The organism is Nocardia sp. CNY236 (assembly GCF_000482385.1).
Classification (GTDB): domain Bacteria; phylum Actinomycetota; class Actinomycetes; order Mycobacteriales; family Mycobacteriaceae; genus Nocardia.
Genome location: NZ_AXVD01000039.1, coordinates 1 through 24,557, shown reverse-complemented (window position 1 = coordinate 24,557; position 24,557 = coordinate 1). Strand labels below are relative to the sequence as shown.

General features: G+C 65.6%; 28 protein-coding genes. 13 read left to right on the top strand and 15 right to left on the bottom strand.

Annotated features, from left to right (window positions below):
* The first annotated feature begins 25 nt into the window (after positions 1–25).
* Positions 26–571, top strand: coding sequence for a peroxiredoxin-like family protein (locus K940_RS0118580; protein WP_028478760.1), 546 nt, complete (start codon positions 26–28; stop codon positions 569–571).
* A gap of 86 nt (positions 572–657) precedes the next feature.
* Positions 658–972: a hypothetical protein gene (locus tag K940_RS29130; RefSeq protein WP_051407343.1), complete on the top strand. Its 315-nt coding sequence runs from the start codon at positions 658–660 to the stop codon at positions 970–972.
* Here the strand turns inward: K940_RS29130 and K940_RS0118570 are convergent.
* From K940_RS0118570 to aroA, 5 genes are all read right to left on the bottom strand, one after another.
* Positions 941–1,831, bottom strand: coding sequence for a cytochrome c biogenesis CcdA family protein (locus tag K940_RS0118570; RefSeq protein ID WP_028478759.1), 891 nt, complete (start codon positions 1,829–1,831; stop codon positions 941–943). The two genes, K940_RS29130 and K940_RS0118570, sit on opposite strands and share 32 nt — an antisense overlap.
* Positions 1,832–1,842: 11 nt before the next feature.
* Complete coding sequence (locus K940_RS0118565; protein WP_196812267.1) at positions 1,843–2,298, bottom strand: redoxin family protein; 456 nt, start codon at positions 2,296–2,298, stop codon at positions 1,843–1,845.
* Positions 2,299–2,525: 227 nt separating this feature from the next.
* Positions 2,526–3,260, bottom strand: a complete 735-nt coding sequence (locus tag K940_RS0118560) for a Crp/Fnr family transcriptional regulator (protein ID WP_051407342.1) — start codon at positions 3,258–3,260, stop codon at positions 2,526–2,528.
* Positions 3,261–3,297: 37 nt separating this feature from the next.
* A complete protein-coding gene (gene rsgA / locus K940_RS0118555; protein ID WP_369797524.1) occupies positions 3,298–4,173 on the bottom strand; it encodes a ribosome small subunit-dependent GTPase A in 876 nt (291 codons plus the stop codon).
* A gap of 122 nt (positions 4,174–4,295) precedes the next feature.
* Positions 4,296–5,606, bottom strand: a complete 1,311-nt coding sequence (gene aroA / locus K940_RS0118550) for a 3-phosphoshikimate 1-carboxyvinyltransferase (protein WP_036529222.1) — start codon at positions 5,604–5,606, stop codon at positions 4,296–4,298.
* A 349-nt stretch (positions 5,607–5,955) separates the two neighbouring features.
* On the opposite strand from aroA, the gene K940_RS0118545 reads away from it, so the two are divergent.
* On the top strand, positions 5,956–6,747 hold the full coding sequence (locus K940_RS0118545; protein WP_028478754.1) for an SOS response-associated peptidase: 792 nt from the start codon (positions 5,956–5,958) through the stop codon (positions 6,745–6,747).
* A 48-nt stretch (positions 6,748–6,795) separates the two neighbouring features.
* Here the strand turns inward: K940_RS0118545 and K940_RS0118540 are convergent, their stop codons facing one another.
* Both K940_RS0118540 and K940_RS0118535 read right to left on the bottom strand, forming a co-directional pair.
* Positions 6,796–7,182, bottom strand: coding sequence for a hypothetical protein (locus tag K940_RS0118540; protein WP_155980958.1), 387 nt, complete (start codon positions 7,180–7,182; stop codon positions 6,796–6,798).
* A gap of 93 nt (positions 7,183–7,275) precedes the next feature.
* Positions 7,276–7,770: an aminoacyl-tRNA deacylase gene (locus tag K940_RS0118535; RefSeq protein WP_028478752.1), complete on the bottom strand. Its 495-nt coding sequence runs from the start codon at positions 7,768–7,770 to the stop codon at positions 7,276–7,278.
* A gap of 366 nt (positions 7,771–8,136) precedes the next feature.
* Here K940_RS0118535 and K940_RS29125 point away from each other — a divergent pair, with 366 nt between their 5' ends.
* Both K940_RS29125 and rsrA read left to right on the top strand, forming a co-directional pair.
* Positions 8,137–8,769: a sigma-70 family RNA polymerase sigma factor gene (locus tag K940_RS29125; protein WP_051407348.1), complete on the top strand. Its 633-nt coding sequence runs from the start codon at positions 8,137–8,139 to the stop codon at positions 8,767–8,769.
* Complete coding sequence (gene rsrA, locus K940_RS29120; RefSeq protein ID WP_051407341.1) at positions 8,766–9,095, top strand: mycothiol system anti-sigma-R factor; 330 nt, start codon at positions 8,766–8,768, stop codon at positions 9,093–9,095. Before K940_RS29125 ends, rsrA begins: the two co-directional genes overlap by 4 nt.
* Before the next feature lie 91 nt (positions 9,096–9,186).
* Here rsrA and K940_RS34145 read toward each other — a convergent pair whose 3' ends face one another.
* Positions 9,187–9,261 carry a 50S ribosomal protein bL37 gene (locus K940_RS34145; protein WP_155980961.1) on the bottom strand — a complete coding sequence of 25 codons (75 nt, stop codon included), beginning with the start codon at positions 9,259–9,261 and terminating at the stop codon, positions 9,187–9,189.
* Positions 9,262–9,384: 123 nt separating this feature from the next.
* Between K940_RS34145 and K940_RS0118520 the strand changes: the two genes are divergently transcribed.
* Both K940_RS0118520 and K940_RS0118515 read left to right on the top strand, forming a co-directional pair.
* On the top strand, positions 9,385–9,600 hold the full coding sequence (locus K940_RS0118520) for a biotin/lipoyl-binding carrier protein (RefSeq protein ID WP_028478750.1): 216 nt from the start codon (positions 9,385–9,387) through the stop codon (positions 9,598–9,600).
* 22 nt (positions 9,601–9,622) lie between these two features.
* Positions 9,623–11,131, top strand: coding sequence for a sensor histidine kinase (locus tag K940_RS0118515; RefSeq protein ID WP_028478749.1), 1,509 nt, complete (start codon positions 9,623–9,625; stop codon positions 11,129–11,131).
* Positions 11,132–11,278: 147 nt separating this feature from the next.
* On the opposite strand, the gene K940_RS0118510 is transcribed toward K940_RS0118515, so the two are convergent.
* Both K940_RS0118510 and K940_RS0118505 read right to left on the bottom strand, forming a co-directional pair.
* Positions 11,279–11,533, bottom strand: a complete 255-nt coding sequence (locus tag K940_RS0118510; protein ID WP_011211115.1) for a WhiB family transcriptional regulator — start codon at positions 11,531–11,533, stop codon at positions 11,279–11,281.
* 249 nt (positions 11,534–11,782) lie between these two features.
* Entirely contained in the window at positions 11,783–12,727 is a 945-nt protein-coding gene (locus K940_RS0118505) for a diacylglycerol kinase family protein (RefSeq protein ID WP_028478748.1), read from the bottom strand.
* Between the two features lie 217 nt (positions 12,728–12,944).
* Between K940_RS0118505 and K940_RS0118495 the strand changes: the two genes are divergently transcribed.
* Complete coding sequence (locus tag K940_RS0118495; protein WP_036529217.1) at positions 12,945–13,328, top strand: hypothetical protein; 384 nt, start codon at positions 12,945–12,947, stop codon at positions 13,326–13,328.
* Here the strand turns inward: K940_RS0118495 and K940_RS29115 are convergent.
* From K940_RS29115 to K940_RS29110, 4 genes are all read right to left on the bottom strand, one after another.
* Positions 13,273–13,800 (bottom strand): GNAT family N-acetyltransferase, encoded by a 528-nt coding sequence (locus tag K940_RS29115; protein WP_051407347.1) that lies wholly within the window; start codon positions 13,798–13,800, stop codon positions 13,273–13,275. The two genes, K940_RS0118495 and K940_RS29115, sit on opposite strands and share 56 nt — an antisense overlap.
* Before the next feature lie 74 nt (positions 13,801–13,874).
* A complete protein-coding gene (locus tag K940_RS0118485) occupies positions 13,875–14,480 on the bottom strand; it encodes an acid phosphatase (protein WP_028478746.1) in 606 nt (201 codons plus the stop codon).
* Positions 14,481–14,517: 37 nt separating this feature from the next.
* Entirely contained in the window at positions 14,518–15,747 is a 1,230-nt protein-coding gene (locus tag K940_RS0118480) for a hypothetical protein (RefSeq protein ID WP_028478745.1), read from the bottom strand.
* Between the two features lie 27 nt (positions 15,748–15,774).
* Positions 15,775–17,616, bottom strand: a complete 1,842-nt coding sequence (locus tag K940_RS29110) for a DEAD/DEAH box helicase (RefSeq protein ID WP_081706471.1) — start codon at positions 17,614–17,616, stop codon at positions 15,775–15,777.
* Positions 17,617–18,280: 664 nt separating this feature from the next.
* On the opposite strand from K940_RS29110, the gene K940_RS0118470 reads away from it, so the two are divergent.
* On the top strand, positions 18,281–18,979 hold the full coding sequence (locus K940_RS0118470; RefSeq protein ID WP_028478744.1) for a ferritin-like fold-containing protein: 699 nt from the start codon (positions 18,281–18,283) through the stop codon (positions 18,977–18,979).
* Between the two features lie 88 nt (positions 18,980–19,067).
* A complete protein-coding gene (locus K940_RS0118465) occupies positions 19,068–19,295 on the top strand; it encodes a DUF3107 domain-containing protein (RefSeq protein ID WP_028478743.1) in 228 nt (75 codons plus the stop codon).
* Between the two features lie 150 nt (positions 19,296–19,445).
* Here the strand turns inward: K940_RS0118465 and K940_RS0118460 are convergent, their stop codons facing one another.
* Positions 19,446–20,105 (bottom strand): TetR/AcrR family transcriptional regulator, encoded by a 660-nt coding sequence (locus K940_RS0118460; RefSeq protein ID WP_028478742.1) that lies wholly within the window; start codon positions 20,103–20,105, stop codon positions 19,446–19,448.
* A gap of 957 nt (positions 20,106–21,062) precedes the next feature.
* Between K940_RS0118460 and K940_RS0118455 the strand changes: the two genes are divergently transcribed.
* From K940_RS0118455 to K940_RS0118445, 3 genes are all read left to right on the top strand, one after another.
* Positions 21,063–22,112 (top strand): DUF3152 domain-containing protein, encoded by a 1,050-nt coding sequence (locus tag K940_RS0118455; RefSeq protein WP_155980957.1) that lies wholly within the window; start codon positions 21,063–21,065, stop codon positions 22,110–22,112.
* 128 nt (positions 22,113–22,240) lie between these two features.
* Positions 22,241–23,425 carry an adenylyltransferase/sulfurtransferase MoeZ gene (gene moeZ / locus K940_RS0118450; RefSeq protein ID WP_028478740.1) on the top strand — a complete coding sequence of 395 codons (1,185 nt, stop codon included), beginning with the start codon at positions 22,241–22,243 and terminating at the stop codon, positions 23,423–23,425.
* A gap of 97 nt (positions 23,426–23,522) precedes the next feature.
* Positions 23,523–24,374: a TIGR02569 family protein gene (locus K940_RS0118445; protein WP_028478739.1), complete on the top strand. Its 852-nt coding sequence runs from the start codon at positions 23,523–23,525 to the stop codon at positions 24,372–24,374.
* Positions 24,375–24,557: the final 183 nt, after the last annotated feature.

Here is a 24,557-nt window from a genome sequence, read left to right as displayed (position 1 = left end):
AGACCACTGTGGTTGGCTGAAAGTCATGACAACGATCGCAGTCGGAGACATCGTCGCACCGCACGAACTGCGGACGATCGATGCGACAACCATCCCGGTGCCCGATCCGAATCGGATGGTGCACCTGCAGTTCCGTCGCTACGCGGGCTGCCCGATCTGTCACCTACACCTGCGTTCGATTGCACAACGATACGAGGAGGTCGTAGCGGCGGGTGTCACCGAGATCGCCGTCTTCCATTCCACTGTCGATGCGCTCCGTCACTATCAGGGCGAACTACCATTCGCTGTCGTCGCCGACCCACACCGTGTGCTGTACGCGGAATTCGGTGTCGAATCCACGCCGTCGGCGATCGCCCATCCGCGGACTTGGGTGTCGGCCGCGCGGGGCGCTGTGCACCAGCGGTCGGTTCGGGCCATGATCGGTCGTGGCGAGGACCACTTCGGGCGGCCGGCCGATTTTCTCATCGCGCCGGATGGTCGGCTGCTGGCTCGCAAGTACGGCACGCTCGCCGACGATCACTGGCCGGTCGAGGAAGTTCTCTCCTTGGCCGCGCGCTTCGGAGCCGAGTAGCCGATTTCGCATACGCCCGCCCGGGGGCATGGAATACGTCGGGCGGTTCGCCTGAGGATTGCCGCAAAGTTGCTCGTCGGTGTGCGATGAATGTCGCAATACGGACCCCCTTCTCGGTCGTCGCGGACCCGGATCGCGTTCTGTATAGAGAGTTCGGCGTCGAGCCGTCGTTGGCGGCGGTCGCGCATCCTCGCACCTGGGTGCAGTCCGCACGCGGACTCATCCAGCAGCGGTCGGTCCGTGCCGCACTCGAACGTGGTGAGGACCGTCTCGGGCGCCCGGCCGATTTCCTCATCGCCCCGGACGGACCAGTCCTGGCCTGTAAGTACGGCGCGCACGCCGACGACCAGTGGCCGGTCGAAGAGATCCTCAGTCTGGCGGGACGGTTCGCTTCCGCATAGCGGACGTATCGATGCGGCGTCTGCGGATCCAACGCGCACCCAGCACGGCCGTAACCACCACGGCCAAGACGATCAGCAGCCTCGTCGCGCCGATGTCGTCGACACGACGCAGCAGGTGTTCCTGAAGGTGTGCCGCCGCACCGATGACAGGGTCGTCGGCATCGCCGTCGGCGAAGAACAGCCGTAGTTCATAGACTCCGTAGTACCCCACGTACAGGCCGGACACGACGAGTAATCCGCCACCGAACCGATTGATATGCGGTAGCAGTTTTCTCGTCCATGCGGTTGTCGAGGCGCCGGCCAGGGCGACCGCTACGGCGAGCAGACCGACCAATACCGCCATTCCGGCGCCGTAGGAGAGATAGGCGAGCACTCCGTCGAGGACCGATCCGCTGCGAAAGGTGCTGCTGGTTACCGAGAGGAACGGCCCGACGGTGCACGACAGCGACGCGAGCGCGTATGCAACGCCGTAGCCGAACATCGACGTCAGCCGGGCAGTCGGCGCGCCCCGCCCGGGCTTGGGCAGCAGCACGGTGATCTCTCGGCCGGCGAGCAGCCACCCGCCCAGCGCGAGCAGTGCCAGCCCGATCGCCACCGTCGCCACGGGCAGATACCGTTGCGTCGATACTGCCACCGGAGCGACGACGAGGCCGAAGGCGCCGAAGACGGCGAGAAACCCGGTGGCCATCACCGTAGTTGCTGCCAGAGCACGGCCCAGCGCGCCAGCGCGACTCCGATCGGCTGCGCGCTCACCAGCGACGACCAACGTCAGATACCCCGGCAGTAGCGCGAAACCACACGGGTTGACTGCTGCGACCAGCCCTGCCGCGGCCGCGAATCCGAGTACTCCGGTGTCCATTGGGCCCAGACTCAGCCGAGCGCCGCGATCTGTGCGGCCAAGTCCGCTTCGCTCAACGTTCCGGGCACGATATCGACATCGGAGTACTTGCTGATGAAGGCGAACGCGGGTTGGGCCGTTACGCCGAACCGTTGCCACACCGCGCCGTCGGTGTCGGCGATGGTCGGGAATTTCACGCCGTATTCCGAAACGAATTCCCGCATGGCGGGCACGTCGTCCTGCGCCGCGACGCCGACGAATTGCACGTCCGGGTAGGCGTCGGCGGTTTCGGCAATCATCGACGCCTCTCGCTGACAGGTCGGGCACCACGGTGTCCAGAACCACAGCACCGTGCGCCGACCGGCCAGACTCGCTCCCGAAAACTCTGCACCGTCGATGGTCGTCGCGGTGAATTGCAGTTGGTTGGGCACCGGGGCGGCGTTCGCCGCGGCGCTGGCCGACGTGGATGGCGGCACCGGGGACGACACAGTGGTGGTCGGCGTTGCGGTATCGCCGGAATCACTACACCCAGCGACGAGGAGGGTGGCGGCAGCGCACAGGGGCAACAGGGTTCGGGCGATGTTCACAGGTGGCAACCTCCGAGTTCAGGGAACGACACTGGGGAACAGGAAAATACCGTGCCCGATCCCAGCTGTGCGGGCGCCCCCGCTTCGAGCGCACTGTCAGCAGCATGACAGTGTGCCGAACTCGCCGGTCAGGATTTCTGTTGGATCGCGCGCAGTCGATCCGGGTCCTTGATCTCGATCGCGGCATATCCGGTTCCGACGATTTGCTCGCGCTCGAATTCCTTCAAGATCTTGTTCAGCGAGGGTCGCTGCACACCTAGCATCGCGGCCAAGGTCCGCTGGGCTAGCGGCACCTGGCCATCCACCGCCTCGTCGAGCAGCAGTTGGGCTACTTGGGTCGGTAGCGGTCGCCCCAGGATGCTCAGCAGCCGTGTGTGGGCGCCAGCGGTGCGCTGAGCCACGCTGGACAACCACCGGCGGGCAATTGCCGGACGTGTGGCCAGCAGCTTTTCGAAGGCCGGCTGTGCGAGGTAGAGGCAGGTCGCGTCGGTCAATGCGCGGGCGGTGTACATCAACGGCATGTCCAGTAGAAGCGCGATATCTCCATCGACATCACCTGGACGCAGTATGTCGACGACCGCGCGGCGACGCCCCGATCCCACCGTGAGTTCGAATTGTCCCCGGCGCACGATCCACACCCCGTCGGCCGGATGGTGGGCCGCGAACGCCACTGCACCCGACGGTAGTGTCCGTTGCTGCAGCAGATCGGCCAAGGCGATCAGATCGTTCGGACCCAACGGGGCCGCGACGCCCCGGCCGACGCATCGGGCGATCCAGGCGGCCTGTCGCAGCTGATCTTCGGGTGCGGATCGACCGGTGACTGCCCACGCCAGCTGCATGAGCGACTTGTCCAAGTGTGTCATCCCATCCTCCCCGGGAAAGGTCCGTGTGCGGACCCGACTACCACGATTCGTTCGCGGCGAGCGCGGTCAGCAGTCGACGCACGGCGGCCACCCGCTGTCCGGTGTCGGTCAGGTCGTCCAGACCGCATTCCGGGTCGGTGGGCGGGCCGAGGTGGGTACAGCCGCGCGGACAGTCTTCGACGGCGTCGGTGAGATCGGTGAAGGCAGCGATGACGTCGTCGGGGGTGATATGAGCCAAGCCGAACGACCGCACGCCCGGGGTGTCGACGACCCAGCCGCCGCTGGGCAGGGCGAGCGCCACCGATTGGGTGGAGGTGTGCTTGCCCTTGCCGACACCGGAGACTTCGCCGACGGCGCGATCGGCATCCGGCACCAGTCGGTTCACCAGCGTTGATTTGCCCACACCGGAGTGGCCGATGAGCGCGGTGAGCCGGTGGCCGAGTAGTTGCTGGACCGGTTCGAGCGGATCGTCGATGCCGCCGTGCACGATAGTGAGGTCCAGACCATCGAAGGCAGCGGCGAATTCGGAGTCTGCGGCCAGGTCGTGTTTGGTCAGGCACAGAATCGGTTGGAGCTTGCCGGCGTATGCGGCAACCATGGCGCGCTCGACGAAGCCGGTACGGGGCGGTGGGTCGGCCAAGGCGACCACGATGAGCAGTAGTTCGGCGTTGCCGACCACGATCCGTTCGTACGGATCGGTGTCGTCGGCCGTGCGGCGCAGCACGGTGCGGCGCTCGGCGACGCGCACGATGCGGGCCAGTGTGTCCGTTCTTCCGGAGATGTCGCCCACCAGGTCCACCCGGTCGCCGACCACGATCGGGGTGCGGCCGAGCTCTCGGGCTCGCATCGCGACGATTCGCCGGTCGGGGTCACCGTCGAGCACGCAGCCCCAACGCCCTCGGTCGACGGACACGACCATAGCGGACGCGGCTTCGCTGTGCTGCGGACGAGTCTTTGTGCGAGGGCGGGAACTACGCCCCGGACGAACACGGACATCGGACTCGTCGTAGCTGGCGGCGGAGCGTCGTGGCCGGCTCAGTGCGCCGCTCCCTTGTCGGTCGCAACAGGGTCGAGCATCTGCTCCCAGAGGGTGACGAAGTTGGGCAGGGTCTTGGCCGTGGTCCCTATGTCCTCGATCTCGATGCCGGGAACCCGGAGCCCGAGAATGGCTCCCGCGGTAGCCATCCGATGGTCGGCGTAGGAATGCCACCGACCGCCGTACAACGCGGCAGGCACGATCTCGAGTCCGTTCTCGGTTTCGGTCACTTTGCCTCCGAGGCGATTGATCTCGGTGGACAACGCGGCCAGCCGGTCGGTCTCGTGGCCGCGCAGATGGCCGATTCCGCGCAGGGTCGACGGAGAGTCCGCCAAGGCTGCGAGGGCCGCGACGGTCGGTGTCAACTCGCCCACGTCGTGTAGATCGATGTCGATGCCCGCCAGCCGATCGGGGCCGTGCACCGAGAGCACGCCGTCGAACACCCGAGCTTCGGCACCCATACGCACCAGGATTTCCCGAATCACATCGCCTGGTTGGGTGGTCACTTCGGGCCAGTGTGGAATGCTGACCTGTCCACCGGTGACCGCGGCTGCGGCGAGGAACGGTGTGGCGTTGGACAAATCGGGCTCGACCTCCCAATCCACCGCGCGGATCGGTCCCGGTTCGACTGTCCAGGTCTGTTCCTTCAAGATGTGCGCCGGCGCTTGCACGCGCACGTCGGCACGGCGCAGCATCTCCACGGTCATTTCGATGTGTGGCATCGAGGGCAGCGGGTTGCCGTTGTGGTGCACCACCAGGCCATCGTCGAAGCGCGGGGCGGAAAGCAGCAGACCCGAGACGAATTGTGACGACCCGGATGCGTCGATGGTCACCGCACCGCCACGAAGCGCGCCCGTGCCGTGCACCGTGAACGGCAGTGCGTCGCCGTCGATGTGCACCCCGAGTGCGCGCAGTGCGTCCAAGATGGTGCGTAGCGGGCGAACCCTGGCCTGCTCGTCGCCGACGAATGTCACGTCGCCGGATGCCAGTGCCGCGACCGGAGGCAGGAAGCGCATCACCGTGCCCGCCAATCCGCAGTCGACCGCTGCGGCGCCCAGGGGGGCAGGGCTGATGGTCACGACGTCACCTTCGGCTTCGATCGCTGCGCCCAGCGCGCGCAGCGCGGTGATCATCAGGTTCGTATCGCGGCTGCGCAGCGCCCCGGTGATCGTCGAGGGTCCGTCGGCCAGAGCGGCCAGTATGAGAGCCCGATTCGTGATCGATTTCGAGCCGGGCAGGGTCACGGTCGCATGCACGGGTGCGTCGACATAGGGCGCTGGCCAGAGATTCACATGTCCATCATCACCCATGAGCGGGGTTCCTTTCTGCGGCACCCGCGTCGCCGCGTGTTCGAGGGCGAACATCGATACCTGGGCTGGGGGTTTCGGTGGCGCCGGTGCGGGTGCGCGCGCTGCAGGGTGTCCGGACCCGGTGTGTGAGCTACCGATATCGTCCGTGCGCCGCTGGTTGATGCACCCGGCCGGGGAGGCGTCTTCTGCGTGGCGTTTCGGCGCGGGTCGTGGTCGGCGGGATCGATGACGGACCTTCCCAGGCGGTACACCGATTGCGCCCGAAGGTGTCCGTTTATGCCCGAAAATGTCCGATCGAGTCCGAGGTGTTGCGCCTGAGATTGTCCGTACCGGGTGGGACGATCGGGATATGTGTGGACGATATGCGACCACGGCAAACCCGAGCAGACTCGTGGCCGAGCTGGATGCAATCGATGAGACCGAGACCGAAAACCCGGAAATTCCGCCCAATTACAACGTTGCCCCGACTACCCAGGTCCTCACGGTGGTCATGCGACACGATCGAGGACGGACGGACGACGAACCGGCCCGGCGTATCCGACGCATGCGTTGGGGCTTGATCCCGGGCTGGACCAAAGCCGCCGAACCGGGAGTCCCGGTCAAGGGCAAACCCCTGTTCAACGCGCGTGCCGACCGTGCCACTACCGCACCCGCGTTTCGCGATGCAGTGAAACACCGGCGTTGTCTGGTGCCGATGGACGGCTGGTACGAGTGGGTCGTCCAACCGCACTCCGTCCTCGGCGCGGAAGGAGGGCGGGCCGCGAGACTTCCCTACTACATGGCCAACGCGGACGGCTCTCGTCTCTATATGGCCGGGCTGTGGTCGGTGTGGCGCGATCGGACCCAGCCGGCGGGTGATCCATTGATGTCGTGCACCGTGGTGACCACCGATGCACTGGGTGACCTGACCCGGATCCACGATCGCATGCCCTTGCCGATGCCCCAACGGCACTGGGCGGCATGGTTGGATCCCGATCACCCGGCTCCGGCGCACCTGTTGGGGCCGCCGGACGAGGCCGTGGTCGCGGAAATCGTGGCGCGGCCGGTGTCGACATTGGTCAACAACGTCCGCAACAACGGTCCGGATCTGCTGGCCCGAGTACAGGATCCGACACCAGGTGAGCAGCTCGGCCTGTTGTGAGCGTCCACCTGTCGACATCGGCAGTCGGCTCGCCGTCATGGCGGTGGATCACAACGGGCAGCTCACCGACGGCGTGGCGATGTTCAACCCGCACTTGATCACTCCGGCGACCAAGTCGATGATCTCGGTCGTCAGTCGACCGCCGAGCCTCTCGGTCTTCTCGACTCGTTCATCTCTACCCAACTCGTCGAGATGCGAGCCCAACTCATCGAGATGCGAGCGCAGCTCGTCGAGGTCGATGTCGAAGTCGTTCGAGTCGGGTGGGGTCTGAGAGCGGTCCCGTTCGTCGTCGCGAACATCGGTGGCTGGCATGGCCAGTCGGGTATGCGTTGCAGCGGCGACCTGCGCCGGAGAAGACGTGGTCGAGCCGAGGGTCAACCCGAGAATTCCGAACAAGACGACGGTCATGGTGCGGAGGCGCTGGCGGGCGGGCATTCGCATCACTTCCTCGTGTCGGGTGAATCTGGCTCGTCCAGTAACGCACAGATCCTCCTGCGTCGGCAGGAAGATCGGGCCACTCCGGTGGCGCTATTCGCATGCCAGCGGCGCGGTTGTCGCACCGGTCAGTTGGATCAAGGCCGCGGGTGTCAGCTCGATCTCCAGACCACGTCGTCCCGCACTACACAGCACTCGGTCCCACAGCAGTGCCGAGTCGTCGATCACGGTGCGCAACCGCTTGCGCTGGCCGAGCGGGGAGATGCCGCCGAGGACGTATCCGGTTGTCTTCTCCGCCCGGGTCCGGTCTGCCAGGACTGCCTTCGACGCGCCCAAGGCCGCTGCCGCTGCGCGCAGCGACAATCTGCGCGGCACCGGCACCACGGCCACGGCGAGTGTGCCGGTCGACAGCTCGACGACCAGGGTTTTGAAGATCTGTTCGGCTCCGACGCCGAGTTCGGCGGCCAGCGCCTCGACCGCCTCGGCGCCGTAGGACTCGGCGCGCGGGTCGTGGCGGTAGGCGTGCACCCGATGGGCCACCGCGGCCCGGGTCGCCGCGCGGATCGCCGGAGTCGAGCCTGTCGCCATGATCGCCACCCTAGCCGCGGCTGTGGTCGGCTGAGGCAGCCGCGGCTGTGGTCGGCTGAGGCAGCCGCGGCTGTGGTCGGCTGAGGCAGCCGCGACTGTGGTCGCCCGGACAACACAGTTGCCGGGGGGCTCGCGCCGCCTACGCGGGAACACTACGTGTTGCGGGCATGTTGTAGGCGGTACACAGCCCGTGAAAGAAATTCCCGCCGTGTGCGCACGCCCGAGGAAGACGTGAAGGAGATGTCGGTGCCCGTACTACTTTGCGACCGTCCGGTGTGGACACAGCAGTCGTCGACGTGCGGTGAGTTCCCGCTCGTCGTGCCATTGCCGGTAGATTTGGCAACGACGGCGATCGAAGGGACGGGTGTGACGAGCGACGATGACGTGGTGTCCGACGGGGCCGCCGCCGTCGGTGATATAGGGCTGGCTCAGCGGTTCGAGCGGGATGCGCTCCCGCTGCTGGACCAGCTCTACGGTGCCGCGCTGCGCATGACCAGAAACCCGGCAGATGCCGAGGACTTGGTGCAGGAGACTTATGTCAAGGCGTTTCAGGGGTTCAAGTCGTTCCGTGAGGGCACGAACCTGCGTGCCTGGCTGTACCGGATTCTGACCAACACGTATATCAATTCCTATCGCAAGCGGCAGCGGCAGCCGGCGCAGTATCCGACCGATGAGATCACCGACTGGCAGTTGGCCGCGACCGCGGAACACACCTCGCAGGGATTGCGATCCGCGGAAGTAGAGGCGCTCGACGCCCTGCCGGACGATGACATCAAGGCTGCGCTGCAGGAGCTACCGGAAGAGTTCCGGATGGCGGTGTATTACGCAGACGTGGAGGGTTTTCCGTATAAGGAAATAGCGGACATCATGGGCACGCCCATCGGAACGGTGATGTCTCGGTTGCATCGTGGGCGCAAGCAGCTGAAGGGTCTGCTCGCCGATGTGGCGCGTGAGCGTGGGTTCAACCGGTCGGGAGAACGCCAGGAGGTCAAGCAGTGAGCGCGGAGCAGGACCCGGACCTCGAGCTGGACTGCACGGCCGTACTTGCTGATGTCTGGTTGATGCTGGACGGAGAGTGCGACGAAGCGACCCGTGCACGGTTGCAGCACCATATGGACGACTGCAGCCCGTGTATCGAGGCCTACGACATGGAGGAGAAGGTCAAGCGCCTGCTCAGCCGCAAGTGCGGGGGCGATCGTGCGCCCGACGCCTTGCGTGAGCGACTGACCGTCGAGATTCGCCGTACGGTCGTGACCAGAGAGGGTTCGGCAGAGACCTCGGAGTGCCAGTCGGCACCCTCGGAGCGGCGATCTGCGGCAGAGTGACGGTTGCCGAGATGCCACGCGGCACGTCATCCCTGGGGGACGGACGTGCCGCGTCGTCGTTTCCGGGTCGTCGTTTCCGGTGAGCCGGTGCTCAGGAGTTCGGCCGCTTGCCGTGGTTGGCGGCGTTGTTTTTGCGGCTGCGCTTTTTCCGACCGCGCTTTCCCATGAGTAGTCTCCCTTCTGATTGAATGCCATTGTTTCATGTGTGGTCGGCTGTACCGTCATCGGATAGCGGCCACAGCGGCAGTGGCCAGCAGCTACTGTCGGCGGATCGCGGGAACGGGATGTCATGGCTGAAGAAGTGCTCGCCGAGCTGGTGTCGGTCGTGTACCAGGTGGTCGTCCAGGAGGGTGAGCAGGTCCAGGAAGGCGACACAATGGTGATCCTCGAGTCGATGAAGATGGAGATTCCGGTCCTTGCGGAGTCCAGCGGCACGGTGACCTCGATCGGTGTCCGAGAAGGTGATGCCATCAAGGCCGGTCATGTGATCGCGGTCATCGACTGAGGGATAGCGGCGGTAGACCTTCGTGGCGACTTTGAGTGAGCTGTTGGCCGAGCACACCGATCTCCCCGGTGTGGCGGTGGATCATCTGCAGCGGGTGGTCGGCGATTGGCAACTGCTGGCGGATTTGTCCTTTGCCGACTTGCTGCTATGGGTCGGCGCCGGGCCGGTGCCTTCGGGGGCGGACATCGTGTGTGTTGCACAGTGTCGTCCTACTACCGCACCTACCGTGCACCAGGAGGACATGGTTGGCACGGTCGCTCGTCAGGCCGACCACCCGCAGGTGTTCGATGCATTGGTAAGTGGGAAGATCGCGCAAGCCGACCATATGATCGCGGCCTCGAATACTTCGAATCCGGTGCACGCGGTCCGGGAGGCGATCCCGGTGCGCTGTGGTGACGATGTGATCGCGGTACTGAGTCGGGACACCGATGTGCAGCGCTCGCAGGTGCGCAGCACCTTGGAAATCGCCTATGTGGCCTGTGCGGACGACTTGTGCCATATGATCGCCGACGGTACGTTCCCCACCACCGAAGACCGGGCGGCCACGCATTCCAGCCCCCGTGCGGGCGACGGCTTCATCCGGCTCGATACCGATGGAATCGTCGAGTACGCCAGCCCGAACGCGCAGTCGGCCTACCATCGCATGGGGCTGCAGTCCGACTTGGCCGGACAGGATCTCGCCGTCGCGACTCGGTCGCTGGTGACAGATCCGTTCGATGCGCAGGAAGTGGTCGGCGATATTCAAGCGGCTCTGGCCGGCCGCACCGGGCGGCGTATGGAGGTCGACGCGCGCGGTGCCACGGTGCTGCTGCGCACCCTCGTGCTGCGCCCGCAGGGCGAGTTGGCCGGCGCCGCCGTCCTCGTGCGTGATGTCACCGAGGTCAAACGGCGCGACCGGGCGTTGCTGAGCAAAGACGCCACTATTCGGGAAATCCACCACCGAGTGAAGAACAATCTGCAAACCGTCGCCGCGCTCCTGCGGTTGCAGGCCCGCCGCACCGAGAACGAGGAAGCTCAGGTCGCGCTCACCGAATCCGTGCGTCGGGTCACCTCGATCGCGTCGGTCCACGAGATTTTGTCGATGTCGGTGGACGAGGAGGTCGATCTCGACGAGGTCGTCGATCGCTTGTTGCCGATCATGGCCGATGTGGCCACTGTGCATACTGCGCGTATCAAAGTGCGGCGCGCCGGCTCGCTGGGTGTATTTTCCGCCGAGCGTGCGACACCGTTGGTGATGGTGCTCACCGAATTAGTGCAAAACGCTATCGAGCACGCTTTCGATCCAGGCGAAAGCGGCACCGTGACAATCCGATCCGAGCGCTCGGCCCGTTGGCTGGACGTAATCATCAGTGACAATGGCCGCGGTCTGCCGCAGGGTTTCAGTCTGGAATCATCCGATCGGCTCGGTCTGCAAATTGTGCGTACCTTGATCACCGCCGAGCTCGGTGGCTCCATCGGTCTGCATCCGGGCGCCGACGGTGGTACCGACGCCGTGCTTCGTGTGCCTTCGGGCCGTCGTTCCGGCCGCTGACATCCTCCGGCCGCAACCTTGCTCTGCTCTCGACCATCCTTCGATCGCAACCTACCTCGGACACAACACAGCCCGGCACCGCTGGTGCCGGGCTGAAATGCGTTTACTCGGCCGGGCTGGTAGGGCTCGGCGCAGGTGGTCGTCCGATCAGACGACGGTGCGGGTGCGGGTGCGTGCGTTGCGGCGTTTCAGCGCCCGACGCTCGTCCTCGCTCATACCACCCCACACTCCGGCATCTTGCCCGGACTTCAGAGCCCAGGACAGGCAGTCGGCGGTTACGGGGCAGCGAGCGCAGACCAGCTTGGCATCGGCAATCTGCGCGAGCGCCGGACCACTGTTACCCACCGGGAAAAACAGCTCGGGGTCCTCGTCGCGACAGATGGCCTTGTGGCGCCAGTCCATTCCTCTGCTCCTTTGCTGGGCGCCGCGCAGGGCGCCAAATTGTTTGTAGTTCGTTCACTTGTGCGACTTGAATGTTTCCGCACGGTTGCTTGTGAATGCTTTCACGAACACCGTAGATGTCAATAGGTACACGGTGTACCGTGGGGAAGCTCACGCTCGGAGGACCCGATGGGGGCCTGCCCGGTCCTTTGTACTCGCTCCCTAGGGATTTTGCAGCACAACTGCGATGTTTTTTCCGGTGTTTCGCGCTCAGACTGCCTGCGGCGCCACCACACCCAGCACGTCGGGGACCGAGGTGAAGTCCACCACGCTGCGTTTTCCGATGTAGTCGCCGTCGATTTGCAGGCCAATCGGATCTTTGGACTCGATCCGTACGGCGGGCACGTCGTCGTTGCGGAATAAATTGCGTGACTTGGGATTTCCGTCGGTTTTGAGAAGAGTGCGCGCGAGTAGAAGTGTCGGGAGAAGCGCCATGGAGCGCATCGCAAACACGCCGAGTCCGGTTTCGAACCGAGTACCGGGGTTGGTGTGTACCGGCCTGGCGTTGAGGTAAGTCCACGGTGTGGTGTTGGTAACGAAGGCGTAATGCACGTTATCAATGGGCTCTCGACCCGAAATCACGACTCGGACACCGGGCTCATTTCGCTTGGCCCGGAAGAATTGCCGTATGGTCGTTCGAACATATCGTGCCGGGGTCGCGGCACGGCCTCGAGCGCGGCCGGCGTCGATTGCCGCACAGACGTCTGCATCCAGCCCTACGCCCGCGCTGAAGCAGAACCAGCGGTCGTCGGCGATACCCAAACCGACTCGCCGATCGGCGTCCAGCGTCAGTAGATCGATGAGTTGGTTGGTGGCGGTGACCGGGTCGGGCGAGATACCCAGCGCCCGGGCGAAGACGTTCGCCGACCCCCCGGGAATCACCCCTAGACGCGGTAGCCACGCCTGCCCGTCGTCGAGCACGGGCAGCGGCAGGAAGCCGTTGATGGTCTCGTTGACCGTTCCGTCGCCGCCGTGCACCACGATCAGGTCCATCTCGTTGGTCGCGGCCCATTGCGCCAATTCGGCCGCGTGACCGCGATGCTGGGTATGCGCAACGATCAGCTGGGTGCGGCTTTCGAGCGCGTGGGCAAGCAGGTCCCGGGTCGCTGGCGTGGTCGAGGTGGCGTTCGGGTTCACGATCAACAGGGTCCGCACGTTCGCAGCCTAGTTGGCCGCCGAGCGGTGCCGGCCAGCCGGACGAACCGGCGGTGCCGGCCAGCCGGACGAACCGACTGCACCTCCCGATCGGACGCGGCGATCGGGAGGTGTCGAGACCCGAGTCGGATCGTGACGACGCCGCGATGGTGCATCATCGTGCGGGTCGTAGGCTTGCCGCGTGAGCGACAACGGTGCGGATACGGCGAGTGTGCCGATGACGGTGCGGACGGCCGGTGGTTTGGTGACGCTCGAAGGGACGGTCGCCGTCGGGGTTGCGGTTGTGCTCGTGGTGCGTGGGCTGCTCGGTCATGATCAGACCGTCACCAGCGGTTACGGCACCGCCGCGTGGTTCGGGGTGCTCGGCGGCGCGGTACTGGCCGCGGGGCTGGGCCTGTTGTTGGGGCAACGCTGGGGTCGTGCCATCGCCGTGATCGCTCAACTCTTGTTGCTCCCGGTCACCTGGTCGTTGTTGACCGACTCACACCAGCCGGTCTACGGCACTCTGCTAGGTCTGGTCGCGGTCACCGCACTCGTGTTGTTGTTCACGCCGTCGTCGACTCGATGGGTGGCCGGGGATTACCCCGTGGAACCGGACTAGCGCCCGTGGCCAGGGCGCCGAGTGCGTCGCCTGCCAGCCGGTAGCCGAGCCAGTCGGGTTGCGCTACGGCGCCGATCGACTCGTAGAAATCGATCGAAGGCTTGTTCCAGGTGAGCACAGACCATGCGACCCGGCTGTAGCCGTTGTCCACTGCTTCCTTCGCCAGCGCCGCAAGCAACGCCGCGCCGTAACCCCGGCCCCTGCTACCGGGCTCGACATAGAGGTCTTCGAGATAGATCCCGTGCACGCCGTCCCAGGTGGAGAAGTTGAGAAACCAGATGGCGCAGCCGAGCAGGCCCGTTTCCGCGGCGACCACATGCGCGAATACCTTCGGTTCCGGACCGAACAGTGCAGTGCGCAACTGCTCGATGGTCAGCGTGCACTCCTGCCGTGCGTGCTCGTACTCGGCCAAGCCGTAGACGAGGTCGACCAGGGCGGGCACGTCGGACACGACCGCACGGCGCAGGACCACCGAATCGACTCCGGCCGAATCGGTCCGCTCGGGCCGAGGCGGGTCGCGGTGGGTGGCAGATCTCGTGGTTTCGGTCACAGTGACGCTCCCTCGGGTGTCAGATTGTGTGCGTGGATGGTGCGGGTGTCGTGCTCGTATCCGAGCACGGTCGCTGCACCGGTGGACATGGCGAACCGGCGGCCTTCCCGAACGTCGAAGTCGGCCCATCGGGCGATCAGCACGCGGGAGAGGTGACCGTGTCCGACCAGCACGACATCCCGGTCCGTCAGTGCCGGCACTGCGGCAGCCAGTACCCGATCGGCGCGCGCACGCACCTGATTCGCCGACTCGCCCTCGGGTACCTCGCCGGTCCAGATGGTCCAGCCCGGTACGGCTTCACGGATGTGTGGGGTGGTCAAGCCCTCGTAGGCGCCGTAGTCCCATTCGGCGAGGTCGTCGTCGATCACGATATCGGTGAGGCCTGCCAGTTCTGCGGTACGCACGGCACGGTGCCGAGGGCTGGTGTGGACCAGCGGCCTGCGCAGCTGCAGCGAGGACAACAGGCGCCCGGCGGCTTCGGCTTGACGTTCGCCGTGCACGGTCAGTGGCAGATCGGTGCGACTGGTGTGGCGGCGCTCGCGCGACCATGCGGTTTCGCCGTGCCGGAGCAAGATCAATCGAGCGCCATCGTATGCGGACATGCCCCCATCATGGCGTGGCGCATCGGGGTTCGGATGGTCAACCCAAGGCGTGTATCTGGTCGTTGCGTCGTTCCAGCACGATATTCCCGAGTACCGCGAGGGAGATGGGGCCTCCGGTGTAGTCCGGACGGTCTACCGGAATACGCCCGATCTCGGCCCCGGTGGCCAGATCGAGCACGGCGAGGGCGTCGGTGGTGGGAAGCAGTAGCTTGCCGGCCATGACCGTCGGCGCCCCGAGCGCGCCGTCCACGGTCCACAGCGGGTCGAATGTGCTTCCGTCCAAGGCGATCACGCCGTTTCCGGTGAAGACCAGGTAGGTCGAGCCGACCTGGGTGGTCGTCGCATCCTTGCTCAACGGCGCCGAGAGCTCGTGTATCACAATGGGGTTTCCGGTGTGATCGTAGACGCCCAGTCGCGGCGGCGGAGACTCCGTTTCGGTGGTTGCAGCGGGAAGATACACCACGATCCGACTGTCGGAGGCCGCGATCACTCGGGCGTCGGCGGAGTCCATTCCGGGACCGGTCAATACGCGCGAACCGTACTCCTCGGGCGTGGTGTTGTCCTTCGGTACCGGGTTGAGCACGGTGAGTCGATTGGCCGGATCGCTGGGGCAGCGCTCCAGCACGGCGAGCCGAGAGGGGCTGGAACTCGACGACAGCAGTGCGCAGCCCGTCCGTGGTTGGGTCTTCACATTCACCCGCGCATCGACGAAACCGTACTCCACAGTGCGGACCAGATCCGAGCGCCACATTTCCAGCCGTTGCCCACCCTGCGCGAGGAAGTGGGTGCCGTCCACCGACAAGCGCACGCTGGAATCCATATAGCTGCTGCGGGCGGTGAGCCGGGCGCCGCTGTCGCCGGCGAGCAACGTGGTCTGGCTGCACCCGCGTGGGTCGCGATAGACCGCGGCCACCACGCCGTACTGGCTTTCGACCCCACACAACGGCAGGTCGCGCCGGTAGGTCCAGAGTGGGTCGCCGGTGCGCGGATCACGTCCGGTGACGGTGCCGCCGGCGCCGGTCACCGCCACGCCGGCAGACACGAGCGCTCGGGTGTTCGCGTCGTCCGGCGTGTGCCACAGCTCCTGCAGCGATGACGGCAGCCGACCGGCCGCCGTTGGGGTCGGCACGGGTGTCTCGGCAGTGATCGACTCGGCGCTGCGCACATCCGAGCGCACCCATATCACGACCGCCGCGACCATCACGAGAAACGCGATCGCCGCTGCGGTGACACTATCGGCGAGCGTTCGCCGCTCGGGTGCGAGCACGACTGCGAGGGTAGCGGATCCGGGCGATCACGCCGACGCGGTAGTCGCCGAAGTGGAATCCGTACCCACGGCATCGTCGGCCGCTGGGTCGCTCGCGGCGGATCGGCGCCGAGTGCGTCGACGCCGAGCAGGCCGCTCGGCGGGCTCTGCATCGTGCGTACCACTGTCGAGCAGGGCATCGGGGTTTGCGGCATCGCTGGCCGTGGGGGCGGTCGCGCTGTCGGCCGATGCGTCGTCGGTCGGTTTGCGTCGTCGACGTCGGCGACGCGCGGGGCGGTCGGACTCCGTGGCGGCGTCGGAGGCGGCGGTGTCGGAGGTCGGGGTGTCCAGGGTTGGGGTGTCCTGGGGCGGAGTGTCGGGAACCAGTGCTCCGGCGCTATCGGCCACGGCCGGATCGCTCGTGTCGGTGGCGGGGGAGTCGGCGGTTGCAGCGCGATCGATCGGCCGACCGCCGCGGGTGCGTTTGCGGGTACGTTGCCGCGGTGAGCGCGCGGGCCGCTCGACGACGACCGCATCGGGGTCGCGTTCGGGCTTGGGTGCGCGCACCACGCCCGTCGAGCCTTCGGGAATGCCCAGATCCGAATACAGGTGCGGTGAGCGCGAGTACGTTTCGACGGGCTCGGGAATCCCGAGCCCCAGCGCACCGTCGATCGCCGACCAGCGGTTGAGTTCGTCCCAGTCGATCAGAGTCACCGCGACGCCGGTGCGGCCGGCGCGGCCGGTCCGGCCGATCCGATGCACGTAGGTTTTCTCGTCTTCCGGGCACTGGTAGTTGATGACATGAGTGACGTCGTCGATATCGATGCCGCGCGCCGCGACATCGGTGGCGACCAGCACGTCGATGGCGCCTCTGCGGAATTTGCCGAGCGCTTTCTCTCTGGCGATCTGTCCGAGGTCGCCGTGCACCGCGCCCACCGCGAACCCGCGTTCGGCCAGGTCGTCGGACACCTTCTGCGCGGTGCGCTTGGTTCGGGTGAAGATCATGGTGGCGCCGCGTCCCTCGGCCTGCAGCACCCGAGCTACCAGTTCGCCCTTGTCCAAGGCGTGGGCGCGGTAGACGAACTGTGTGGTGCGCTCGTGCACCGCGGAATCGTGCGGCTCTTCGGCGCGAATGTGTGTCGGTCGAGACAGGAAGGTGCGTGCCAGCGTGATGATCGGTCCGGGCATGGTCGCCGAGAACAGCATGGTCTGGCGCGTATCCGGCACCATGCCGAGAATGCGCTCCACATCCGGTAGGAAGCCCAGGTCGAGCATCTCGTCGGCTTCGTCGAGTACCAGCACGCCGACCTTGCCGAGCATCAGATGCTGCTGATCGGCGAGGTCCAGCAGCCGTCCGGGCGTGCCGACCACTACGTCGACCCCCGCCCGTAACGCCGCGATCTGCGCTTCGTAGGGCCGTCCGCCGTAGATGGCGGCGACTTTCAATGCTCCCTGGTGGTTGGCCAAATACTTTCCGGCATTCTCCAGGTCTCGGGTGACCTGCAGGCACAGCTCCCGCGTCGGCACGATGACCAGCGCGCGCGGCGTGCCGTCCAGTGGTGTCGTGCCGGACTCGGCGGTCGAGATCCGCTGGAGCAGCGGCACCCCGAATCCGAACGTTTTACCCATACCGGTGCGAGCCTGACCGATCAGATCATCGCCGGCGAGGGCCAAGGGGAGTGTGAGTTCCTGAATGGCGAAAGTACGTTCGATGCCGATCTCGCCGAGTGCGCGCACGATTTCCGCGCGTACCCCCAATTCGGCGAAAGTCGGGGCGGTATGCGTTGTGTCCAGTTCGGCTGTCAACAGGGTGTCCGCCAGTCCCGGTTCCTGATCGACTGTGATCTTGCTCAGGTTCGTGCCTTCCTCGTCATCACGTCTTGCGCGCAAGAGGTGGGGCGGACCGGGCGGTCCGCGACGACCACGATTCCGCAGGAGATACTCACCCGGCCACGCTCCGGATGCCCAGCGCTTGCCGTAAGAAAAACGGCGGCTACCTCGCAAGACATCGGCACGGCGCGTTGGTGACGCGGATCAGGTGCGCGCACATTCTGCTGTCCAACGAAACTTCGCACCCGAAGCCTGCCTGCGGATGCAGCGACGCCGATAGTGCGTGACGGCGGTGTCCGGCGAGTCCGTCGAGCGAAACATTCCGTTGTCCGGAGTAATTGTAGCGTGATATTGTTCGGCGCCCGAATTGCTACCGGAGGTTGCGATATGCCAATGTCGGAAACTCGGGCTCGGGCATTGGTATGCAGAGGCGTGACCTCCTGAGCCACAGAGCAATTCGGCCGGCGCGCGAAATCGGACCGCCGCGGGTCGGTGTCCGATATCCGGTCGTGCGAGGATCGTCCGCCTGGATGCCGGATCCACGGGTGTCGCACTGTTGCACGGCGGTCGCGCGCGTGATTCGGTCACCACCTGCTGGTCGGTGTCCCGCGGGGCGAGATCGTCGACTGCTGTGCTTTCCCACGACCGGCTCGAACACGCCGGCCACCCGCCACGTACTCGTCGGGAAACCGGCCGCAATGCTGCAGGTATTACGCTGGGGCGCATGGGAGCACAGTCACCTGCCGCGCTGGATGTTTCATCGACCGATCCCGCTGTTTCCGTCCCCACCGATCATCCCGGTGTGATCGATTTGTTCGCTGTGCTCGCGTATGGCGAGATCTCCGCGTTCTATCGGCTGGCAGAGGAGGCCAAGCTGTCGCCGACGCTGCGGGGCAAGGTAGCGGTGGCCACGATGGCTGCGGATGAGATGGAGCACTTCACCACACTGCAGTCGGCGTTGGCCGCGCGTAACACCGATATCTTCGTCGCCATGGCGCCGTTCGTGTCGGCGTTGGACGACTATCACGCGTCCACCGATCCGTCGACCTGGCTGGAGTCGATGGTGAAGTTCTACGTCGGTGACGGCATCGCCGCCGATTTCTATACCGAGATCGCGGGCGCGCTGCCGCCGGATGTCGCTGCGGTGGTGCGCGACGTGCTCGCCGAGACGCAGTATTCGGAGTTCGTGGTGGACGAAGTACGGCGGGCGGTCGCCGGGAACCGCTCCGAACGAGATCGTCTCACCTTGTGGGGAAGGCGGCTGCTCGGGGAAGCGATTACTCAGGCCCAGTACGTGATGGCACAGCGCGACGCGCTGACCGACCTGGTCCTCACCGCCACCGGCGATCTCAATGGCATCGCCGCATTGTTCGAACGGATGCAGGCAAGCCACGCCGAGCGGATGGCGATGCTCGGCATCTGACCGTGATCGTGGCCAGCGTGGGTCGTCGGGCGGCCTGCCACTAGCCTGGGACACGACAGCACAGGACTCTCAGGTTCGGAGGTTGGCCGTGGAGGTCAAGATCGGTATTTCGGATAGCCCGCGCGAACTGGTGATCAGCAGCGCGCAAACCCCGGATGAGGTAGCGACCTTGGTGTCCGGTGCGCTCGGTGGCGACGGCGGGGTCTTGTCGCTCATCGACGACAAAGGCCGCAAGTTCCTGATCCAGGCATCGAAGGTCGCCTATGTCGAGATCGGTTCGCCGGCGGGTGGCCGCGTAGGGTTCGCCGCCGTCTGATTCGGTCTCGTCCCACGCCGCCACTGGGCCGATATGCATCGAGACCTTCGCCCTGGATATCCCCGGGCCAAGGTCTCGATGCATGTCATGTGCCGAGCGACGGATGTGCGCGGTCGACCGGTTCGTCCCCGGTCGACCGATCGGTCGTGCTCAGCCGATCGGGTGCAGCGGCACGTCCTTCAGGCCGCCCCAGGCCAGTGAGACAGTGGTGTCGACTGCTTCTTCTTTCGGGATCGGGCGATCGGCCTCCAGCCAGTATCGGGCTGTGAATTGGCTTGCGCCCACCAGACCGACCGCCAGGATACGTGCCCGATAAGGGTCCAGGCCCGAGTCGTGGGCCACCACATCGAAGACTGCGTCCACACAGGCTTCGGTGGCTTGCTCGACCCGCCGCTGTACCTGCGGCTCGCTGGTGAGGTCGGATTCGAAAACCAGGCGGAAGCCTTGCATCTCGTTGTCCACGAAATCGTAGTAGGCCTGCACAGCCGCGCGCACCCGCTGCTTGTTGTCGGTGGTCGAGCGCAGCGCTTGGCGCACGCTGGAAACCAGCATGTCCACGTAGTTCTGCAGCACGGCGACATAGAGTTCGAGCTTGCTGCTGAAGTGCTGATACAGCACCGGCTTGCTCACCCCGGCGCATTGCGAGATCTCGTCCATACCGGCGGCGTGGTAGCCACGCTGGACGAACACTTCGCTCGCCGCGGCTAGTAGCTGCTGACGTCGCTCGTCGCGCGGAAGCCGAGTACCGCGTTTCACGGGTGCCTCGGACGACGATCGACGCGACGTCATCCGGTCCACGAGGTCAGTCATTACGCCTCTCCCAGTCGATTCCCCGGCAGGTAGGGGTGCGCACCGGGTTATCCCATGAACAATACCCGGTAGTTGCCCGGCCCCGGATTGGGGTCGAGTTACAGCGTTCGGCGTCGAGAATTGTTGCACCGAATGCGCAATGGACGTGCTCACCTGTGGATCGTGGTGTGCTCGAGACGTTGGCAGGTACGACCGATCGACTGGAACCAGCGCCTGGCGCATGTCGTGGCCGAGTCGGTTCGGTTCCACCTGTCCGGTTCCAGACGCTGGACAGCAGGCGAGCGTCTGGAACCGGCGCTGTCGAGAGCGCGTTGCGGGAGCGGGGTAACTCGTCTCGCACCTGCCACTGAGGAATGAAGGCCGGTGGGATTCGGTTCCGGCTGTAATTCCGGCGAACGTCGCCTCGACAAACCGTGGTGGCCGGAGCGAAAACGTGCATATTTCGCAACGTGCATCGATGCGGAATCGAATCGTCCTTCGCGGAATTGCGGAGAATTGCATTTCGCCGCGGTCGACAGCGGCCCGGACTGGCGTCGAAGTCGAAGAGATGAACAGACGTGTCATGGGTCGGGAGGCGCTCTGTAGAACATTCGCCGCACCACACCGTGAACTGTGGCAGCGGTGAGGTGGGCCGGTCCAATTGCAGTGCTGGCGGCAGCACGGCCCGGCGACGTCGTGATGCAGTGCCCGGATGGGTTGGGACATGGCCCGAGGGAACATGAAACCGCCCGCCGCGGAGCACGACTCACGAAAGGCATACTGGCCGGAGGCAGCCGTATGGACCCTGCTCCCTGAAACCCGCTCGTGCCTGCTCGATCGCTGTGGTCACGGGCGGCTGGCGGTGTTCGTGAGACGCTGGAAAGTATGACCGCTCGCCCGGAGCCGACGCCCGGCAAGGGTTGCGGCCGGATCCGCTCGGCTGGCTCCACGGCGTCCGGTTCCATAGGGTCGGACGGCATGGCGAGATCCGGGCCAGTGGCGCGATTCAGTAGGCGCCGTCGCGACCGCGATGGCATCGAGGTCGACGATTCGCTCGTGCGGTACTCCCACGCCGACCGATCCCATCAACCGTTGCGTGCTCGCTGGGATCCGACTGCGGCGGAGGGCTCCAGGGTCAGATCCCGACCGGCGCGAGATGTCAAGAAGCAAAGCGCTCTCGGCAGGTTCGTTTCGATGTATGGCTGGCGGGCCTACGCGCTGCCGGTACTGGCCGTGATCACCGTGATGGTAGCGGTGGACGCAATCCACGCCACCGACATCAGCAGTGAGGAAAGCGCGGCGCCCGAAGTCGGCCAGACCAGTCCGCACGCGGCCACGGTGGGCATCATCGGCGCCCCGCCCGGGGACGGGCAGTTTCCCACCGACTTGCCGGCCGGGGCGCTGCCCGAGGGTGGTGTCTTCACCGAGACCGGGGCGGGGACCTGGCGGATAGTGCCCGGGACCTCTGCCCAGGTCGGGGCGGGAACCGAGGCGGTGTTCCGTTACACCGTGGAGATCGAGGACGGCATCGACGCCTCGGGTTTCGGTGGCGAACTGTCCGTGGCTTCCATGGTGGATTCCACTCTGGCCAATCCGAAAAGTTGGGTACACGACCACAAATTCGCGTTTCGTCGCGTGGACCAGGGTGAGGTGGACTTGCGGATATCGCTCACCTCCCGTGGTTCCAGCCGCACAGCGTGTGGTTTCGATATCCCGATCGACACCTCCTGCTACAACGGCAACAGCAAGCGGGTGGTGCTGTCGGAGGCACGCTGGGTGCGTGGCGCCTTGGCGTTCGACGGCGACATCGGGTCGTATCGGCAATACTTGATCAACCACGAGGTCGGGCACGCCATCGGCTATCACCGGCATCAGCCGTGTGCGGTCGACGGAGGGCTCGCACCGGTGATGATGCAGCAGACGTTCGGAACGAAAAACGACGACATCGCCGTCTTGGACCCGCGAGGCGTTGTCCCGATGGACGGCAAGCAATGCCGTTTCAACCCATGGCCGTACCCGCGGGGTTGAGGCGGTAGCCGATACGGGACGATGGTGCGGGAAGAACGGTCCGGTCGTCGGCGTTGTACAGAAGCAGCCCGCGATGGGAATGCCAATCCGCCGTAGCGATCGGCCAAGCGATTCGAGGAGTCCTGGACGTGTCATCACCCAAGTCCCTGCCGCCACTTGTCGAGCCGGCCGCGGAGCTGACCAGGGACGAGGTCGCCCGATACAGCCGCCACCTGATCATTCCGGATCTCGGCATGGACGGCCAGAAACGGTTGAAGAACGCGAAGGTGCTGGTGATCGGCGCCGGCGGCCTCGGCTCGCCCACTCTTTTGTATCTTGCCGCTGCGGGGGTCGGCACCCTCGGCATCGTCGAGTTCGACGAGGTGGACGCGTCCAACCTGCAACGGCAGGTCATCCACGGTGAGTCCGACATCGGGCGCCCCAAGGCCGACAGCGCGCGAGACTCCATCCTCGAGATCAACTCCGATATCGACGTACGACTGCACAAGATCCGGTTGGAGCCCGACAACGCGGTCGAGTTGTTCGGCGAGTACGACCTGATCGTCGACGGCACCGACAATTTCGCCACACGCTACCTGGTCAACGACGCCGCGGTGCTGGCCAGCAAGCCCTATGTGTGGGGCTCGATCTACCGCTTCGAGGGACAGGTTTCGGTCTTCTGGGAAGATGCCCCCGACGGACGCGGTCTCAACTACCGCGACCTGTACCCGGAGGCGCCGCCGCCCGGTATGGTGCCGTCCTGCGCCGAGGGCGGGGTACTCGGCGTGCTGTGCGCATCGATCGGTTCGGTGATGGTGACCGAGGCGATCAAGCTGATCACCGGAACCGGCGAACCGCTGCTGGGTCGACTGATGGTGTACGACGCGTTGGACATGAACTACCGCACGATCAAATTGCGCCGGGATCCGGAGCGGCAGCCGATCACCGAACTGATCGACTATGACGAGTTCTGCGGTGTGGTGTCGGAGGAGGGGCAGGCGGCTGCTGCCGGGTCCACCATCACCGCGCCCGAACTTGCGGAACTGCTCGACGCGGGCAAGCAGATCGAATTGATCGATGTGCGCGAGTCGGTGGAGTGGGACATCATGCACATCGAAGGCGCCACCCTGATTCCGAAGGACCGCATTCTGTCCGGCGAGGTGCTTTCCGATCTGCCGCAGGACCGTCCGATCGTGTTGTACTGCAAGACCGGAGTGCGCTCCGCCGAGGCGCTGGCTGCACTCAAGCGTGCCGGTTTCTCCGATGCCTCCCATCTGCAAGGCGGCGCGATCGCATGGGCAAACCAGGTCGACAAAGCGCTACCGGTCTACTGACCCCGAATCCGGGGCGGCCGATACACGACGTCACGAACAGGTACGCAGCCCGGCGCGCCGGGCACACGTGGAATCGAAACCGGCGTACGGTACGGCCGTGACTTCTGTGGAACCTCCCGAGCACGTGCGCGCCACGTTCGGTCTGCGTGAAGTGACCCCGATCCCACTAGGCGATTGGGAAGGCGGCTGGCGTCTGGGTGACGTGGTGCTCAGCCCCGTCATCGATCACGCGCGCGCGGCCTGGTCGGCAACGGTTCGCGAATCCTTGCAAGTGGACGGGTTGCGCTTGGCTCGTCCGGTCCGGGCGACCGATGGCCGGTACGTCGTGTCGGGCTGGCGGGCGGACACGTATGTGTCGGGTGCTCCGGAACCTCGGCACGACGAGGTGGTGTCGGTGTCGATGCGCCTCCACAAGGCCACTGCCACGCTGGAGCGACCCCGCTTTCTCGTGCAGCCGCCGGTCGCGCCCTGGGTGGATGTGGATGTGTTCGTCGCCGCGGACCGGGCCGCGTGGGAGAAGGTACCGTTGCGCAGCCTGCGAGCAGGCGGAGCGCGGCTGTCGACCTCGTTGGACGGGCGCCGCAGCATGGAGCTCATCGGTCAGTTGGCCACGCTGCGCAAACCGGTCCACACACCGGCGCAATTGGTTCACGGTGATCTGTTCGGCACGGTGCTGTTCGACGGCGCGCGGACGCCCGGTCTCACCGACATCACTCCGTATTGGCGGCCCGCGCCGTGGGCGGCGGCGGTGATCGTGGTGGACGCGTTGGCGTGGGGCGGTGCGGACGACGGGCTGATCGAGCGGTGGTCGGATCTGCCGGAGTGGCCGCAGATGTTGGTGCGGGCGGTGATGTTTCGGCTGGCGGTGCATGCGCTGCATCCCCGTTCGACTCCGCAAGCGTTCCCCGGCCTCGCGCGGACCGCCGATATGGTGCGATTGGTTCTCTGATCTCCTCGGCCCGGCTCACGGTGCGCTGTGGCCGGCTACGGCGGAGCGGTCGCGGTCCGAGTCCGCTGCCGCAGGGATATCGGTGGGCGCCGCCCAGAACCTATCAATATGTCTGGAGCGGTACTTATAGAATTCTGCTGGTCCCCACTTGATAGCGAAATAGGGCGCTTCATCTTCTGATCC

What these genes read in the sequence shown, in the direction of transcription:
- K940_RS0118580 (WP_028478760.1), top strand. Translation starts at nt 26, where the DNA reads ATGACAACGATCGCAGTCGGAGACATCGTCGCACCGCACGAACTGCGG.
- K940_RS29130 (WP_051407343.1), top strand. Translation starts at nt 658, where the DNA reads ATGAATGTCGCAATACGGACCCCCTTCTCGGTCGTCGCGGACCCGGAT.
- K940_RS0118570 (WP_028478759.1), bottom strand. Translation starts at nt 1,831, where the DNA reads ATGGACACCGGAGTACTCGGATTCGCGGCCGCGGCAGGGCTGGTCGCA.
- K940_RS0118560 (WP_051407342.1), bottom strand. Translation starts at nt 3,260, where the DNA reads ATGACACACTTGGACAAGTCGCTCATGCAGCTGGCGTGGGCAGTCACC.
- aroA (WP_036529222.1), bottom strand. Translation starts at nt 5,606, where the DNA reads ATGGGTGATGATGGACATGTGAATCTCTGGCCAGCGCCCTATGTCGAC.
- K940_RS0118545 (WP_028478754.1), top strand. Translation starts at nt 5,956, where the DNA reads ATGTGTGGACGATATGCGACCACGGCAAACCCGAGCAGACTCGTGGCC.
- K940_RS0118540 (WP_155980958.1), bottom strand. Translation starts at nt 7,182, where the DNA reads ATGCCCGCCCGCCAGCGCCTCCGCACCATGACCGTCGTCTTGTTCGGA.
- K940_RS0118535 (WP_028478752.1), bottom strand. Translation starts at nt 7,770, where the DNA reads ATGGCGACAGGCTCGACTCCGGCGATCCGCGCGGCGACCCGGGCCGCG.
- K940_RS0118520 (WP_028478750.1), top strand. Translation starts at nt 9,385, where the DNA reads ATGGCTGAAGAAGTGCTCGCCGAGCTGGTGTCGGTCGTGTACCAGGTG.
- K940_RS0118510 (WP_011211115.1), bottom strand. Translation starts at nt 11,533, where the DNA reads ATGGACTGGCGCCACAAGGCCATCTGTCGCGACGAGGACCCCGAGCTG.
- K940_RS0118495 (WP_036529217.1), top strand. Translation starts at nt 12,945, where the DNA reads ATGACGGTGCGGACGGCCGGTGGTTTGGTGACGCTCGAAGGGACGGTC.
- K940_RS0118485 (WP_028478746.1), bottom strand. Translation starts at nt 14,480, where the DNA reads ATGTCCGCATACGATGGCGCTCGATTGATCTTGCTCCGGCACGGCGAA.
- K940_RS0118470 (WP_028478744.1), top strand. Translation starts at nt 18,281, where the DNA reads ATGGGAGCACAGTCACCTGCCGCGCTGGATGTTTCATCGACCGATCCC.
- K940_RS0118460 (WP_028478742.1), bottom strand. Translation starts at nt 20,105, where the DNA reads ATGACTGACCTCGTGGACCGGATGACGTCGCGTCGATCGTCGTCCGAG.
- K940_RS0118455 (WP_155980957.1), top strand. Translation starts at nt 21,063, where the DNA reads ATGGCGAGATCCGGGCCAGTGGCGCGATTCAGTAGGCGCCGTCGCGAC.